Below are 15427 nucleotides of genomic sequence, written 5' to 3' on the forward strand. Positions count from 1 at the left end.
ATGAAACGTCACATAGCGATACTCATTGTTTTGGCGGCCCTGCTGGCCGGGTGCACCGGGGACACGGACGACATCGGCATCGTGGCCCGGGTCAACGGCTCGCCCATCTACCTGAGCCAGCTGGAATTCCAGCACGACCAGTTCCAGGAGGACAGCGTCGGCGCGTACGTCCCCAGCGTGGCCAAGCTGCGCAAGGAGTACGGCGAGATCCTGTCCGATCTCATCGTCCAGGAGCTGGTGGTGCAGGAACTGGCCCGCCGCGACCTGTCCGTGACCGACGAGGAACTGCACAAGGCCGAGAACACGGTGCGCGCCGACTACCCCGAGGGGGCCTTCGAACAGGTCCTGGTCGAGGAATACATCGACCTCAAGTCCTGGCGTCGGCAGCTGCGCTACTACCTGGCCCAGAAGAAATTCTATCAGCAGGTCCTCAGGCCGCAGATCAAGATCGACTACAAGGAAGCCGAGAAATACTACCGCGACCACATCTCCGATTTCTACCTGCCCGAGAGCATGCGCATCCTGGTGGTGCGCGGCCCGAGCCGGGAGCTGGTGGTCAAGGCGGTGGAGAAATATCTCAAGGATCACGACCAGATGAATCTGGCCACCGCGTTCGGCGAGGTCGAGACGCGCGAGGTCGTGGTCCGCGAAGGGCGGCTGTCCGCGCCCTGGCGCAACGCCCTGACCGGGCTCAAGCCGGGCCAGGCCAGCGACGTGCTCACCGACCGATTCGGCTTCGAGGCCCTGGTCCTGCTCGAACGCAGCGAGGCCAAGGTCCTGCCACCGGCCCAGGCCTACCCCCTGGTGGAGGAGGCCCTGCTCGAGAAGAAGATGCAGGACGCCTTTGAGAAGTGGCTCTCCGCGGATCTGGCCAAGGTGGACATCAAGGTCAGCGAGCATCTGCTGGAATCCGCCGCCAAGCCCGGTGACGGCGACGCGGCCGGACCGGCCGTCATCACGGAACCCGAGGAACCGGCGGCGGAAGAAACCATGGAACCGGCCCCGGTCGAGGACGACATGAACGGCCAGGAATCGGCCGACGAGGCCATCCCCTTGGACCAGATCGGCACGGATACGGGCATCTGACCGGTCCGTTCGTTGCATAGTCCGCACAAAACGACTAGAATCCGACAACAATTCGGGAGGCAAAGGGTAATCCGTCTCCCGATCAAGGAGTGAATGCGTGGTAAAAGTCTTTTCCGTGCTCATGGGAGCCATGCTCTTGCTATATCCTCTGACGGCGCAGGCCAAGGATGTGGTCGTGGACCGCATCCTGGTCAAGGTCAACGACTCGATCATAACCCAGTACGATCTGGATCAGGAGATGAAGCCCGTCTACGACCAGATTAAGGACCGCACGCTCTCCGCCCGGGAAAAGGCCCAGGTGGCTCAACTGCGCAAGCAGGCCCTGGACAAGCTCGTCAACGACATCCTCATCCAGCAGGAGGTCAAGCGCTTCTCCATCGATGTCTCCGATGAGAACATGGACAAGGAAATCGAGCGGGTCCGCAACGAGCGCGGTCTGACCTTGGAGGAATTCGAGAAGGTGGTGGCCAAGGACGGCCTGAACATGGACGAGTTCCGCGAACGGCTCAAGAAACTGCTCGAAAAGCAGGAGCTCATCGGCCACATGGTCAACAGCAAGGTCGTGGTCACGGATTCGGAGATCCAGCAGGAATACGAATCCCGGAAGGACGATTATTCCATGGGCAAGATGATCGAGCTGGCCATCATTCTTCTGCCGTCGGACGTCTCCCCGGTTGAGGTCCGCGAAATGATCACCAGCGGCGAGATGACCTTTGCCGACGCTGTGGCCAAGTACAGCGTCGGGCCGGGCAAGGAATCCGGCGGTTCCATCGGCGAACTGAACTGGGTGGACCTGGCCGACGACTGGAAGACCGCCCTCGACGGTGTAGACCAGGGCGGCGTGAGCACGCCGCTGACCATCCAGGGGCACGAGGCGCTGCTTTCGCCCATCAAGATCAATGAAGACCGCATGGTCCCGCTCGAAGACGTCCGGGACGACATCTACAAGGAATTGATGCAGAAGAAGCGGGAAACGGTGTTTACGGACTATTTTGATAAATTGAAGCGGAGCGCGGTCATCATCTACATGGATGATTCGCTCAAGCCCGATAATGGAGTATCCCAATGACGTTTCAGGAACTCGGCGAAATTCTGAAAAATGAACGCGAAGCCAAGGGGTTGACCGTCAAGGCGGTCATGGAGGCCACCAAGATCAGCCGCGTCATCATCCTCGCCCTGGAGAGCGGCGACCGCTCGGCCCTGCCGCATCCCGTGTACACCAAGGGGTTCGTCAAGAGCTACGCTCGTCTGCTCGGGCTGGACCCGGACGAGCTGTCCATGGTCGTGGACCGCGAATACCAGATGGAGCCGCCCGAAGCCGGGGATGTCTCTTACGACGTGGCTCCCAACGCGGAAAAGGCTTTCCAGGACAACGACATGAGCGCGGGACGCCGCAAGCGGTCTGTGTGGCCCACCATCCTTATCGTTCTGGCATTGGCCTGCGCGGCAGTGATCCTGGCGCTCAACCTGAATAAGGCCAAGCTGCCGGACGGCTCCGCGCCTACGTCCGCTCCGGCCGAACAGTCGGCGCAGCCCGCCGAGCCCGGCCCGGCGGCTCCCGAGGCCGTGGCCCCCGAGACCATGCCCGCAGACGAGCAGGCCGCTCCCGCCGAAGGGCAGGGTGGTGCGGAGGAGACGGGCCAGGCCCCTGCGGACGAGCCCGCTCCTGCAGCGCCCGTGGAAACCGAATCCGAGGAGCGGGCCGTTGCGCCCGCTCCGGCCCCGGCGGAAAGGATCGATGAGGAGGCCGCCATCACCCAGGAGGGCGCGCCCGACGAGCCCAACTACGACCACGTGCTGATCATCCGCGCCACCACGGACAAGGGGTGCTGGATCGGCGTCTGGCGCGGCGAGGAAACCAAGATGGCCCGCGACTTCGTCCTGCGCAAGGGCGAACCCCTGCGGCTGATGTTCAACAGCCCGCGCCGCATCCGCATCGGCAACGTAGCGGGCGTGACCGTGACCTACAACGGCCAGCCCTACGCCCTGGACGACGCCAAGGGCAACATCCAGACCCTCACCTTCGGCATGTAGCCGGGGCTTTACGGCCCGCGCGCGAACGGACACCATGAGCGCCACCGAGAAAGCCCTCGTACTCAAGACCGGGCGTTTCCGGGAGGCCGACGTCTGGGTCCGGCTGCTGACCCCGACCCGCGGGGTGTTCAACGGGTTCGCCTTCGGCGGCAGCCGCTCCCGCCGCCGCTTCGTGGGTTGCCTCGACCCTCTGAGCCACGTCCTCTTCACCATCGGCACCAACAAGACCGGCACCTACACCGTCCTCGAAGAGGGCAGTCTGCTGCACAATTTTCCCGAGGTCCGCAAGGACCCGGCCAAGACCGGTCTGGCCGTCAACTGCGTCAAGTTCGTGGAGGCGGTGGAGGTAGACCCGGCCGACGCCAGGCCCGCCTACGAGCTGCTCCTGGAGACCCTGTACATGCTCGACGAGAGCGGGGGCCACAGCGACTTCACGCCATGGCTCTTCCGGGCCAAGCTGGCCTTCGAGATGGGCTTCACCCCCGACTTTCTGGCCTGTGGGGTATGCGGCCGTCCGTTGTCCTGCGAATGCGGCCACCGCTTCGGCGTGGAGCGGGGCCAAGTGGCCTGCCGGACTTGTCTTTCGGACGGGAAACCGTTAGAGGGACTTGCTCGGCCGATTTCCGCAGGAGTACTGCGCGCCCTGGACTGGATCCAGCATAGCAGGCCGTCCGATTGGGCCACCGTGACCATGGACGGCGAAGTCCGCCGACAGGTCAGTCAATTGATCGAACTTTTCGTCGCCTACCACCTGGGTCTGTCCTGGGAGGGGGGCATGTATAAAAAGGTATGAGTTGGAGCCAACAATGAATTTTCAGGAAGTCATACTGAAATTGCAGAATTTCTGGGCGGATTACGGGTGCGCCGTGGATCAGGCCATGGACATCGAGTGCGGGGCGGGGACCTTCAATCCCTCCACCTTTTTCCGGGTTATCGGTCCCGAGCCGTGGAAGACCGCCTACGTGGAGCCTTCCCGCCGCCCGACCGACGGCCGCTACGGCGAGAATCCGAACCGTCTGCAGCACTATTTCCAGTTCCAGGTCATTCTGAAGCCTTCCCCGGACAACGTCCAGGAGTTGTATCTCCAGAGTCTGAAGGAGATCGGCATCGACGCGGCCGCCCACGACATCCGATTCGTGGAGGACGACTGGGAATCCCCGACCCTGGGCGCCTGGGGGTTGGGCTGGGAGGTCTGGCTCAACGGCATGGAGGTCACCCAGTTCACCTACTTCCAGCAGGTCGGCGGCATCGACCTGAAGCCCGTGTCCGTGGAGATCACCTACGGCCTCGAACGGCTGTGCATGTATCTGCAGGAGAAGGAATCGGTCTACGATCTCATGTGGAACAACGAGATCACCTACGGCGACATCTACCACCAGAACGAGGTGGAGATGTCCAAGTACAATTTCGAGCTGTCCGACGCGGACATGCTTTTCGACCTGTTCAACAAGTTCGAGGCCGAATGCCTGAAGCTGTGCGAGGAAGGGTTGCCGTGGCCCGCCTACGACTACTGCCTGAAATGCTCTCATTCCTTCAACCTGCTGGACGCCAGAGGGGCCATCTCCATCACCGAGCGCGCCACCTACATCGGCCGCGTGCGCAATGTGGCCTCGAAAGTGGCCAGACTTTACGCGGATCAGCGGGAAGAGATGGGTTACCCCTTGCTCAAGAAATAAGCGACGCCTTCGTCACGCAATAGATTACACAAGAGAAGAACAATGGCCGAATTCATTCTGGAAATCGGAACCGAGGAAATGCCCGCCCGCTTCGTCCCCAAGCTGGCGGCCGAGCTCGAAGAGACCTTTTCCAAGGCGCTCAAAGAGTCCATGGTCGAGAACGAGGGGGTCAAATGTTACGCCACACCGCGCCGCATCACCGCCCACGTGCCGTCCCTGGCCCTGACCCAGCTGCAGGAGGAGGAGACCGTCACCGGGCCTCCGGTGCGCATCGCCTATGACGACGACGGCAACCTGACCAAGGCGGGCCAAGGCTTCGCCAAGACCCAGGGCGTTCCCGAGGACGCGCTGTTTCGGATGGAGACCGGCAAGGGCGAGTACCTGGCCGCCAAGAAGGTGGTCGGCGGCGGCAAGACCGCGGATATTCTGCCCGGCATCTGCATCAAGTGCATCGAGTCCCTGTCCTTCCCCAAGAAGATGCACTGGGGCGACTACGATTTCACCTTCGGCCGTCCCGTGCGCTGGCTTCTGGCCCTGCTCGACGAGGACGTGATCGAATTCACAGTGGAGAACCTGACCTCCGGGCGCGAGACGCGCGGCCATCGGGTCATGGGTCCCGGCCCGTTCTCCGTGGCATCCACGGCCGACTATTTTTCCGTTGTCCGCGACCAGTGCAAGGTGGTCATCGACCCGGTTGAGCGCCGCGAGACCGTCGTGGCCGAAGGCAACCGGCTGGCCGAAGCGCTCGGCGGCAGCATCGTCTGGAGCGACGGGTTGCTGGACGAGGTGGCCAACCTTGTGGAATATCCCAAGCCGATCATCGGCGACATCGACCCGCTGTACCTGGAACTGCCGCGCGAGGTCCTGCTGACCTCCATGCAGTCCCACCAGAAGTCCTTTGGCGTGGAAGGGGCCGACGGCAAGCTGCTGCCCCATTTCCTGACCACCCTGAACCTGGAGCCCCTGGACGTGGCCCTGGTCAAGAAGGGGTGGGAGCGGGTGCTCAAGGCCCGTCTCGAGGATGCCCGCTTCTTCTGGGAGGCGGACTGCAAGGTGGAGTTCGACACCTGGCTCGCGAAGCTGGACAACGTGGTCTTTCTCGGGCCGCTCGGTTCGGTGGGCGACAAGTCCCGGCGTATCGAGATCCTCTGCCGCAAGCTGGCCGAGACCCTGGACCAGTCCAAGTCCATCCTGCCCGGCGAGATCGGGCAGTACGCCCAGGCGGGGCGGCTGGCCAAGGCGGACCTGGTGTCCGAGATGGTCATCGAGTTCGATTCGTTGCAGGGCAAAATGGGCGGCATCTACGCCGAACGCGCCGGCCTGGGCGAGATCGTCTCCAAGGGCATCTACGAACAATACCTGCCCGCCGGTCCCGACACTCCGGTGCCGTCCTCCCTGTCCGGTGCGCTGGTCTCCATGGCCGACAAGGCCGACACCATGGCCGGTTGTTTCGGGCTGGGCAAGGTGCCCACCGGGGCCAATGATCCGTATGCCCTGCGCCGCTGCGCCCTGGGCATCTGCCGGATCATCATGGAGCACGAGCTGGACGTGGACCTGGAAACCTTCCTCAGGGACGCCCAGGAGGCTTACTCCGGCGTGAAGTGGAAGGTGGAGCAGGGCGAGGCCCTGGACAAGCTTATGGATTTCTTCGGCCAGCGGCTGCGCGCCCTGTTCACCGGCCAGGGTTTCGACACCCGCGTGGTGGACGCCGCGCTGGGCGCGGGGTTCAAGGATATCCGCACCTTCAAGGCGCGTCTCGAGGCGTTGGCCGAATTCAGCCGCGAGGGTGACTTCGAGCAGAGCGTCCTGACCTTCAAGCGCGCCGCCAACATCATCCGCAAGCAGGGTGACGAGGCGGGCGAGCCCTTGACCGGCAACTACGACAGCGATCTGTTCGAGGACGAGCACGAGACCGCCTTCGGCGCCAAACTTGACGAGATGGCCCCGCGCTTCGAGGACCTCTGGGAGAGCGGCGATTTCGGCGGTCTGTTCGGTCTGCTCGGGGAGTTGCGCCCGGCCGTGGACGGCTTCTTCGACAACGTCATGGTCATGTGCGATGCCAAGGATGTCCGCCTGAACCGGCTGAATCTGCTCAAGGGGCTGGTGGACCGGCTGGGACGTCTGGCCGACTTCAACGCCCTGCAGGTGTAACGGCAGTTGAGAAAAGTCTTGACATCAGACGGGGAGTCCATATAAAAGGCACTCCCTTCGGGATGAATAGCAAAACAAACGCTTTTTAATGCGATAATAAATCGATCAGGAGAAATTACCTTGGCCAATCACAAATCCGCCCTGAAGAGGCACCGTCAGAGCTTGAAGCGTCGCGCCCGCAACCGCATTTCCAAGACCCGCATCAAGAACACCGTCAAGGCCGTTCGCATCGCCGTCGAGGAAAAGGACACCACCAAGGCCCAGGAGGCCCTGAAGGAAGCCAGCTCCGTGCTGGACCGCGCCGCCCGCAAGAACGTGATCCACGCTCGCCAGGCCCAGCGCCGCATCGCCCGGCTCCAGGCCGCCGTGAACAAGATCGCGGAATAGTCTTTTTTCGCACTGTTTTCTTCAGCCCGCCGCACTCATGTGCGGCGGGCTTTTTGCGTTGGGCGGAGCATTGTTGTCGACAATAGGTCATTATGTCTTGATATACATAATCAATAGTGATAGTCTCGGTCACATTTTACCATACCCAAGGAGTTGATTATGAAGAGATTATTGCTGGCGACCATGATGTCCCTGCTGCTTGTCGGCGGTGCGTACGCCGGGGACGCTCCGTGCAAACAGACCTATGGCGACGGGGGCACGGTCTACAAGCTGGCCACGGGTTCGCCGGGCGAGCTCGGCTTGCTTGAGGTCCTGGCCAACGCCTTCAACGCCAAGCACGGCACGACCATGTGCTGGGTCAAGGCCGGTTCCGGCAAATCCCTGAGCCTGCTCAAGGCCGGTGACGTGGACGCCTGCATGGTCCATGCGCCCGCTGCCGAGAAGCAGGCCGTGGCCGACGGGTGGGCCGTGGACCGCACCCTGATCGGTTCCAACGAATTTTACATCGTCGGTCCGGCGAATGATCCGGCGGGGATCGCCGGAGCCAAGGACGCGGCCGACGCCTACGCCCGCATCGCCAAGGCCGGAGCGCTCTTTCTGTCGCGCGGCGACAACTCCGGGACCCACAAGAAGGAACTGGCCATCTGGAAGAAGGCGGGCATTCAGCCCCAGGGCAAGTGGTACGTGGTCACCAAGGACTTCATGATGGCCACCCTGAAGCGGGCCAACGCCGAGGGCGGGTATTTCATGACCGACAGCTCCACCTGGATCATGGGCAAGAAGGACATGGGCCGCATCAAGGTTCTGTTCCGTGGCGATCCCATGCTCATCAACACCTACCACGCCCTGGCTTCGGCCGAGGGCGCGCCCAACCACGAGCTGGCAGTGGAGTTCATCAAGTTCCTGGGTTCGCCCGAAGGGCAGTCCATCATCGCGGACTACGGCCGCAAGGAATACGGGGAAGGGATGTACAACGACGCGGAATACGCCAAGCAGTATGACCACTAAGGCCTGTCTATAGGATAAAAGGGAAGGGGAGCCGGTTGGCTCCCTTTTTTTGCGTCTAACGCCCTTCGTCGGCCACTTCGCGCAGCCGGTCCATGTCGAGGATGGTGATCTCCCGGCCCTTGATGTCGATCAGCCCTTCGTCCGTGAACCGCTTGAAGATGCGCGACAGGGTCTCCTGGATGGTCCCGAGGTACAGCGCGATCTGGCCCTTGGGCAGGTCCAGGCGGAAGGTGTCTGCGTCGGTGGTCGAGCGCAGGAGCAGGAGATGGGCGGCCACCCGGGCCGGGGTTTCCTTGAGGCTCAGGTCGTCGATCTTGTTGACCAGGATGCGCAGCCTCTGCGAGAGCATGGCCATCATCTTCATGGCCAGGTCCGGGTCGTCGCGCAGGATGTCGCGGAACCCGCTGCGCGGAAAGAACAGGGCCTCGCACGGCTCCACGGCCTCGCACTGGGCCGGGAAGTTTCCGCCCTCGAAGACCGGGACCTCGCCCACGGCCTCGCCCGGGCCGAACACGTGCAGGATCTGCTCCTTGCCCGCCGGGGAGGTCCTGAAGACTTTGACCCGGCCTGTGACCGGCGAATAGAACCCGTCGGCCGGGACATCGGCCAGGAACAGGGTCTCGCCCTTGTCGTACCGCTTGACCACGGCGAGGTCGGCCAGTTTGGCCAGTTGGTCATCGGGCAATCCCCGGAAAAAAGTCGCGTCCCGCACGGCGGCCAGTTTGTCCATACCGTCATTTCTCCCATTTTTTAGTCAGTGCTGCGGATAATTTGATCTAAGTCATGGCCGAGGTCAAAAGGATTGTCCATAGTGGGGCCATGGAAAACGGAACCAAGAAGCCATACCGCCTGATTCTGCCCGTCGCGGCGCTGCTCCTGCTCGGGGCGCACGGCCTGCGCCAGGGCGACTTCGGTCTGGCCGTCTCCATGGCGGCCCTGGCCGGGCTGCTCTGCGCCGGGCGGGCCTGGGCGCGCCCCGTGGCCGTGGCCGCGCTGCTGTGGGGCGGGTTCGTCTGGGCTCGGACCACGGTGGACTTCATCGCCTTCCGCCAGGCCTTCGAGTTGCCGTGGCTGCGGCTGGCCTGGATCATGGGCGGGGTCATCCTCCTGGACGGACTGGCCTTGATGACCTTGTTCGGCCGGGGGCTCGACGGCTGGTTCGACCGCGGCCGGGAATGGGCCGTCCCCCGTGCGGCCATGTTCCTGCTCACCGTCTTCGGCCTGGCCATGGCCCGCGCCAAGGTGGGCTTCCCCATCCTGCTGGCGGACCGCTACCTGCCCGGCTGGGGCTGGCTCGAAATCTTCCTGCTCGGCTGCTACGCCCAGTGGATCGGCTCGATGATGCGCACCCCCAAGGGGCACAGGACGGTCCGTCCGCGCATCTGGGGGTTGTTCTCGGCCGTGTTCTTCCTGCAGCTCGCCCTGGGGCTTCTGGGCATGGACCGCATGCTCATGACCGGGACCCTGCACCTCCCGGTCCCGGCCATGATCGTTGCCGGACCGGTCTTTCGCGGGGGAGGGTATTTCATGCTCGTACTGTTCGGCGTGACCCTGCTTCTGGTCGGCCCGGCATGGTGCAGCCATCTGTGCTACATTGGAGCCTGGGACGACGCCATGAGCCGTCTGGGCCCGAGGCCCGCACCGTCCAACCCCCTGCGCGCACTGAGCCTCTGGGGCCGGGGATTCACCCTGGTCCTGGCCGTGGGCGCGGCCTGGGTATTGCGCATCCTCGGCGTGCCGGGTGCGAGCGCCGTGCTCTTCGGGGCCGCCTTCGGACTCATAGGCGTGGGCGTGATGCTGTTTTTCTCCCGCAGGCGGGGCATGATGGTCCACTGCACCGCCTTTTGCCCCATGGGGCTCGTGGGCAACGTTTTCGGGCGCATCTCGCCCTGGCGCATGCGTATCGACGCCGATTGCACCGGTTGCGGGGCATGCTTCACCCGTTGCCGTTACAATGCCCTGGATGAGGACAGGGTGGCCCTGGGCCGTCCGGCCCTGTCCTGCACCCTGTGCGGTGACTGCGTGTCGGCCTGCGCGCACAAGCGGATCGGCTACGTTTTTCCCGGTCTTTCCCGTGAAACCGCCCGGGCCGCGTTCATTGTCCTGGCGGTCAGTCTCCAGGCCGTGTTTCTCGGTGTGGCCAGAATATAAAATTATATGAAAAAAAAGAGAGGATAGAGAAATGATACACCAGCGCAAGATGATCACCATCAACGAGGAACTGTGCAACGGCTGTGGCCAGTGCGTGCCCGCCTGTGCCGAAGGGGCCCTGGCCATCGTCGACGGCAAGGCCAAGCTGGTCAAGGAAATCTACTGCGACGGCCTGGGCGCGTGCCTGGGAGACTGCCCCACGGGCGCGCTCAAGGTGGAGGTCCGCGAGGCCGCCGACTTCGATCCCGAGGCCGTGACCGAGCACCTCAAGGCCCAGGGGCGCGAGGTCCCGGACCACATGCCCGATCCCGAGTCTTTGCGGATGAACTCGCCGAAGCCCCCGGCGGGCGGTTGCCCCGGCGCGGCGCTCAAGACCATGACCCCGTGCGGCCAGGCCAACATTCCCTCGGCCCAGTCCGGCGGCTCGGCCCTGTCCCACTGGCCCGTGCAACTGCGTCTGGTGCCGCCCAACGCGCCGTTCCTCAGGAACGCGGACCTGCTCCTGACCGCGGACTGCGTGCCCGTGGCCATGCCGAGCTACCACGGCGAGTACGTCCCCAACCGGGTGGTTCTCATGGGCTGCCCCAAGTTCGACAACCAGATGGAGTACGTGGAGAAGTTGGCCGGGATCATTGCGGAAAATGACCTCAATTCCATCACCGTCATGGAGATGGAGGTGCCGTGCTGCTCGTCCATGAGCGTCATCCTGAACGAGGCGATTAAGCGCGCGGGCAAGTCCGTGCCCACCGAGCGCGTGACCGTGAGCCGCTCCGGTTCCGTGCTGCGGACCGTCACCTTGGAATTCGATATTTAAGGAGCCGTCTATGAAGAAGATTGAGTTGCTCGAAGTTCATGGGTTCAAGGATTTGACCTTCTCGAACTATCTGGTACACGAGTCCGAGTTCATGAAGGTGATCAATTTCAACTTCCGCGCCGGGCAGAAGCTGCCCGTGCATTCCCATGACCTGGAAGGGGAGTTGACCTTGACCATCCTCGAAGGCGAGGGCGAGTTCCTGGGCGCGGACGGCGCGTCCATGCCCGCCCGTCCCGGCGACGTGCTGGTCTCCGAGATCGCCGAACCCCACGGCGTGAAGGCGATTACCGACATGCGGGTCCTTGTAACCATAGCCCCCCCGATCTGATATGGATATTAAAGAGTACATCGAATCGCTTCCCATGAAGGCCGTCCGCCCCCGGGCGGACGGCACCTATACTGTTCTCCCGCGCATGCGCCACGGCAAACTGGATGCCGACCGGCTGGCCCTCGTCAGCCAGGTGGTGGCGGCCAACAACCTGCCCGGCATACGGATCACCGCCGGACAGCAGGTGCTGATCGACGGCGTGCCCGAAGATCGGCTCAAGGCCGTGGTCGAGGCGCTGGGGGAAGTCGGCCCCGCCTACAAGCACAACGCTCAGGGGTGCCTGGGCACCGACGGGTGCAAGCTCGGCCAGCAGAATTCCAGAGCAGCGGCCGTGCGGCTGTCCGAACTGCTCGAAACCTTCACCATGCCGTGCAAGGTCAAGGCCGGGGTTTCGGGCTGCCCCATGTGCTGCGCCGAATCCATGGCCCGCGACGTGGGCCTTTTCGGCAAGAAGGGCGGCTGGACCGTAACCTTTGGCGGCAACGCGGGCAAGCGCGTGCGCTGCGGGGACATCCTGGCCGAGAACGTGTCCGAGGACGAGGCATTTGCCATCGTCGCCAAGGCCCTGACCTTCTACGCCGAGAACGCCAAGAAAAAGGAGCGGACCGCACGGTTCGTGGAGCGGATCGGCCTCGACGCGGTCAAGGCGGCCGTCCTCCGATAGCGCCAATCCTGACGAAAGGGCGGGCGGCTGCGGTATATCGCGGTCGTCCGCCCTTTGTTAACGGCCGGATATCATTGAGCCAGCCTGCCGCTGCGGTGTTGCGCTGGCGTAAAAACATGGGTAGATATAAAACGATTTCACTCAAGGAAGGAGCGTCATTTGCGGGTCATCATCATAGGCGCCGGTGAGGTCGGCTATCATCTCGCGCAGCGGCTGGCGGTGGAGAACAAGGAAGTCGTGGTCGTGGACACCAGCGACGAAGCCCTGCGTAAGGTGGCGGAGAGCTCGGACGTCCAGACCATCAAGGGCTCGGGGTCCAGCCCCAAAATCCTTGAAGAGGCAGGCATTGCCGAGGCGGACATCTTCCTGGCCGTGACCGACTCCGACGAGATCAACCTCATCAGCTGCTACTACGCCAACATGCTCAGCGAAGGCGTGACCAAGCTCGCCCGTATCCGCAGCGAAATGTATACGGATTACGGGCACCTGCTTACCGAGCGCGGGGCCAACATCACCAAGATCATCAATCCCGACGAGGAGGTGGTCAACTCGGTGCTGCGGCTCATGAGCGTGCCCGGGGCGGTGGAGATCAACGAGTTCGCGGGCGGCAAGATCCGGCTCATCGGCATCCATCTGCCGGACCAAAGCCCGATCATGGGCAGCCAGCTCATCCATCTGCGCGACAAGATCGGCGACGACCTGGGGCTGGTCATCGCGGCCATCGTGCGCAACGACAAGCTGATCATCCCCAGCGGCCTGGACGTGCTCAAGAAGGGCGATCTGGTCTATTTCGTCTGCGACATCCGCGACCAGGAGGAGATCATGGCCCGCCTGGGCGTGGCCGACGACCCGGTACGCAAGGTCCTGATCATCGGCGGCGGCAACATCGGCTTCCGCCTGGCCAAGGCCCTGGACAACAAATACTACCACACCCGGCTGTTGGAGAACCGCCAGAAGCGGTGCGAGTATCTTTCCGAGCACTTGGACCGGCCCATCGTGCTCATGGGCGATTCTACGGACCAGGAGATTCTGCGCGAGGAGAACATCCAGGACATGGACATGGTCATCGCCGTGACCGGCGACGAGGAGACCAATATCCTGTCCTGCCTGCTGGCCAAGTCCCTCGGAGCCAGACGCACGGTGACGCGCGTCAACAATTTCGGGTACATGCCGCTTATCGAGCCCATCGGCATCGACTACGTGGTCTGTCCCAGGCTGTCGGCCATCAATTCCCTGTTGCATTACATAAGACGGGGCAAGATCATCTCCTCGGTGTCCATCAAGGGCGAGGAGGCCGAGGCGCTCGAGGCCGTGGCCCAGGAGGATTCCCCCATCGTGGGCAAGGCGGTCAAGGATCTCGGGTTTCCCCGGGGGAGCCTGGTTCTCTGCTTCCAGCGAGGCGACGAGGTCGTCATCCCGCGCGGCGATTCCGTGGTCCGGCCCAACGACCGGCTGATCATCATTTCCACCCGCCAGAACATCCCCAAGGTGGAGCGTGTCCTGACCACCAAGGTGGAGCTCTTCTAGATGCGCTGGCGCTATGTCCTGCACGTCATCGGGGCGTTGGTGGCCTGTGTCGGCCTGACCATGATCCTGCCCCTGGCCTGGGGGCTCTATTACCAGGACGGTACGGCCCGGCCGCTGGCCCTGTCCCTGGCCATCACCGTGCTGGTGGGCGGGAGCGCCTTTTTCATCTTCCGTGACCGTTCGCACAAAGCCTCGATCATGACCCACCGCGAGGGTATGGCCATCGTGGCGCTGGGCTGGTTCGCGGCCGGAGCCTTCGGCGGCCTGCCGTTCTGGCTGGGCGGGACCTTCGGGTCCGTGGTGGACTGCGTGTTCGAGTCCCTGTCCGGGTTCAGCACCACCGGGTCGTCGGTGCTGGCCGACATCGAGGCCGTGCCGCGCGGGCTGCTCTTCTGGCGCAGCCTGACCCACTGGTTGGGCGGCATGGGCATCATCGTCCTGTCCCTGGCCATCCTGCCGTTTCTCGGCGTGGGCGGCATGCAGCTGTACAAGGCCGAGGTGCCCGGGCCGTCCCCGGACAAGCTCAAGCCGCGCATCAAGGATACGGCCATGACCCTGTGGAAGGTCTATGTTCTGTTCAGCGCGCTCGAAACCGTGTTGCTCATGTTCGGCGGCATGGACCTGTTCGACGCCCTGTGCCACACCTTCGGGACCATGGCCACGGGCGGCTTCTCCACCAAAAACGCCTCGGTGGCCGGGTTCGATTCCGCCTACATCGACTACGTCATCACCGTGTTCATGCTCATCGCGGGCGTGAACTTCTCCCTGCACTACCTGGTCCTCAAGTGGAAGCCTTCGGCCATGCTCAAGGACCCGGAATTCAGGGTCTTCGCCTGCATGGTCCTGGTCTTCGTGGTCATCCTGACCGCCACCGTCCTGATCTCCGGCAACTACGACAATCCGGCGGACGCGGTGCGCTACACCTCGTTCCAGGTGGCCTCCATCCTGACCACCACCGGGTTCGCCACGGCGGACTACGAGCTGTGGCCCGGCCTGGCCCAGGCCATCCTCCTGTTCTGCATGTTCGTGGGCGGGTGCGCCGGGTCCACGGGCGGCGGCATGAAGGTCATGCGCATCATGCTGCTCTTCAAGCAGTCGTACCAGGAGCTCTTCCGGCTCATCCACCCGCGCTCCGTCAGCCATGTGAAGATGGGCCGCACCGTGGTCAAGGACGACGTCATCAGCGGCGTCTGGGGTTTCGCCTTCCTGTGGGTGGGGCTGCTCGTTCTGGCCGCCTTCGTGGTCGCGGCCACCGGCGTGGACGTGGTCACCTCGTTCGCCGCCTCCCTGGCCTGCATCGGCAATATCGGCCCCGGCATCGGCGGGGTGGGGCCCACGGACAACTTCGCCTGGATGCCGGATGCGGCCAAGTGGGTCCTGACCTTCTGCATGGTCCTGGGACGGCTGGAGATCTACACCGTCATCATTCTCTTTGTGCCCGAGTTCTGGCGCAAATAGACCGGCAAAGACCGCCTCTACCTGCTCTGATTGGCCTCCGTGAAGTCTAGACTTTATCTAGATTTTATCCAGACATGTTGCCGCACAAGGATTTGCGGGTGACAGGCACCTTTTGCCCCTGAGCCGTGTCCAGCATCGCCGTC

General features: G+C 63.3%; 14 protein-coding genes and 1 pseudogene. 14 read left to right on the forward strand and 1 reads right to left on the reverse strand.

Annotated features, from left to right (window positions below; all coding sequences use genetic code 11):
* From ACR42D_RS08445 to ACR42D_RS08480, 8 genes and pseudogenes are all read left to right on the forward strand, one after another.
* On the forward strand, positions 1–1086 hold the full coding sequence (locus ACR42D_RS08445) for a peptidylprolyl isomerase (protein WP_484566376.1): 1086 nt from the start codon (positions 1–3) through the stop codon (positions 1084–1086).
* 94 nt (positions 1087–1180) lie between these two features.
* Positions 1181–2155 (forward strand): annotated as a pseudogene (locus ACR42D_RS08450) (SurA N-terminal domain-containing protein); the annotation flags it as partial.
* Positions 2152–3120 carry a RodZ domain-containing protein gene (locus tag ACR42D_RS08455; RefSeq protein WP_484566377.1) on the forward strand — a complete coding sequence of 323 codons (969 nt, stop codon included), beginning with the start codon at positions 2152–2154 and terminating at the stop codon, positions 3118–3120. The pseudogene ACR42D_RS08450 and the gene ACR42D_RS08455, both read left to right, overlap by 4 nt.
* Before the next feature lie 34 nt (positions 3121–3154).
* Complete coding sequence (gene recO, locus ACR42D_RS08460; protein ID WP_484566378.1) at positions 3155–3913, forward strand: DNA repair protein RecO; 759 nt, start codon at positions 3155–3157, stop codon at positions 3911–3913.
* A gap of 13 nt (positions 3914–3926) precedes the next feature.
* The gene (gene glyQ, locus ACR42D_RS08465) at positions 3927–4796 is read left to right on the forward strand and encodes a glycine--tRNA ligase subunit alpha (RefSeq protein WP_484566379.1); all 870 of its coding nucleotides are present in this window, start codon (positions 3927–3929) and stop codon (positions 4794–4796) included.
* A gap of 42 nt (positions 4797–4838) precedes the next feature.
* Positions 4839–6947 (forward strand): glycine--tRNA ligase subunit beta, encoded by a 2109-nt coding sequence (gene glyS, locus ACR42D_RS08470; protein WP_484566380.1) that lies wholly within the window; start codon positions 4839–4841, stop codon positions 6945–6947.
* 120 nt (positions 6948–7067) lie between these two features.
* Positions 7068–7334: a 30S ribosomal protein S20 gene (gene rpsT, locus ACR42D_RS08475; RefSeq protein ID WP_484566381.1), complete on the forward strand. Its 267-nt coding sequence runs from the start codon at positions 7068–7070 to the stop codon at positions 7332–7334.
* A gap of 159 nt (positions 7335–7493) precedes the next feature.
* Positions 7494–8342: an ABC transporter substrate-binding protein gene (locus ACR42D_RS08480; protein WP_484566382.1), complete on the forward strand. Its 849-nt coding sequence runs from the start codon at positions 7494–7496 to the stop codon at positions 8340–8342.
* Between the two features lie 55 nt (positions 8343–8397).
* Here ACR42D_RS08480 and ACR42D_RS08485 read toward each other — a convergent pair whose 3' ends face one another.
* On the reverse strand, positions 8398–9072 hold the full coding sequence (locus tag ACR42D_RS08485) for a Crp/Fnr family transcriptional regulator (RefSeq protein ID WP_484566383.1): 675 nt from the start codon (positions 9070–9072) through the stop codon (positions 8398–8400).
* Positions 9073–9161: 89 nt separating this feature from the next.
* Here ACR42D_RS08485 and ACR42D_RS08490 point away from each other — a divergent pair, with 89 nt between their 5' ends.
* The 6 genes from ACR42D_RS08490 (at position 9162) to ACR42D_RS08515 (ending at position 15284) form a co-directional block, all read left to right on the forward strand.
* Positions 9162–10493: a 4Fe-4S binding protein gene (locus tag ACR42D_RS08490; protein ID WP_484568453.1), complete on the forward strand. Its 1332-nt coding sequence runs from the start codon at positions 9162–9164 to the stop codon at positions 10491–10493.
* Positions 10494–10524: 31 nt separating this feature from the next.
* Positions 10525–11307, forward strand: a complete 783-nt coding sequence (locus ACR42D_RS08495) for an ATP-binding protein (protein ID WP_484566384.1) — start codon at positions 10525–10527, stop codon at positions 11305–11307.
* 10 nt (positions 11308–11317) lie between these two features.
* Entirely contained in the window at positions 11318–11635 is a 318-nt protein-coding gene (locus ACR42D_RS08500) for a cupin domain-containing protein (RefSeq protein WP_484566385.1), read from the forward strand.
* Position 11636: 1 nt separating this feature from the next.
* Positions 11637–12299 carry a nitrite reductase gene (locus tag ACR42D_RS08505; RefSeq protein ID WP_484566386.1) on the forward strand — a complete coding sequence of 221 codons (663 nt, stop codon included), beginning with the start codon at positions 11637–11639 and terminating at the stop codon, positions 12297–12299.
* Between the two features lie 159 nt (positions 12300–12458).
* On the forward strand, positions 12459–13826 hold the full coding sequence (gene trkA, locus ACR42D_RS08510) for a Trk system potassium transporter TrkA (RefSeq protein WP_484566387.1): 1368 nt from the start codon (positions 12459–12461) through the stop codon (positions 13824–13826).
* Positions 13827–15284 (forward strand): TrkH family potassium uptake protein, encoded by a 1458-nt coding sequence (locus ACR42D_RS08515; RefSeq protein ID WP_484566388.1) that lies wholly within the window; start codon positions 13827–13829, stop codon positions 15282–15284.
* The last annotated feature ends 143 nt before the right edge of the window (positions 15285–15427 follow it).

This window comes from Pseudodesulfovibrio sp. lm2024, assembly GCF_051175575.1.
Classification (GTDB): Bacteria; Desulfobacterota; Desulfovibrionia; order Desulfovibrionales; family Desulfovibrionaceae; genus Pseudodesulfovibrio; species Pseudodesulfovibrio caledoniensis.

Excerpts from the sequence above, each read along its gene's own strand:
- ACR42D_RS08490 (WP_484568453.1), top strand. The coding sequence starts at position 9,162 with ATGGAAAACGGAACCAAGAAGCCATACCGCCTGATTCTGCCCGTCGCG.
- ACR42D_RS08485 (WP_484566383.1), bottom strand. The coding sequence starts at position 9,072 with ATGGACAAACTGGCCGCCGTGCGGGACGCGACTTTTTTCCGGGGATTG.
- ACR42D_RS08495 (WP_484566384.1), top strand. The coding sequence starts at position 10,525 with ATGATACACCAGCGCAAGATGATCACCATCAACGAGGAACTGTGCAAC.
- glyS (WP_484566380.1), top strand. The coding sequence starts at position 4,839 with ATGGCCGAATTCATTCTGGAAATCGGAACCGAGGAAATGCCCGCCCGC.
- ACR42D_RS08500 (WP_484566385.1), top strand. The coding sequence starts at position 11,318 with ATGAAGAAGATTGAGTTGCTCGAAGTTCATGGGTTCAAGGATTTGACC.
- recO (WP_484566378.1), top strand. The coding sequence starts at position 3,155 with ATGAGCGCCACCGAGAAAGCCCTCGTACTCAAGACCGGGCGTTTCCGG.
- glyQ (WP_484566379.1), top strand. The coding sequence starts at position 3,927 with ATGAATTTTCAGGAAGTCATACTGAAATTGCAGAATTTCTGGGCGGAT.
- ACR42D_RS08505 (WP_484566386.1), top strand. The coding sequence starts at position 11,637 with ATGGATATTAAAGAGTACATCGAATCGCTTCCCATGAAGGCCGTCCGC.
- ACR42D_RS08445 (WP_484566376.1), top strand. The coding sequence starts at position 1 with ATGAAACGTCACATAGCGATACTCATTGTTTTGGCGGCCCTGCTGGCC.
- ACR42D_RS08480 (WP_484566382.1), top strand. The coding sequence starts at position 7,494 with ATGAAGAGATTATTGCTGGCGACCATGATGTCCCTGCTGCTTGTCGGC.
- ACR42D_RS08515 (WP_484566388.1), top strand. The coding sequence starts at position 13,827 with ATGCGCTGGCGCTATGTCCTGCACGTCATCGGGGCGTTGGTGGCCTGT.
- ACR42D_RS08455 (WP_484566377.1), top strand. The coding sequence starts at position 2,152 with ATGACGTTTCAGGAACTCGGCGAAATTCTGAAAAATGAACGCGAAGCC.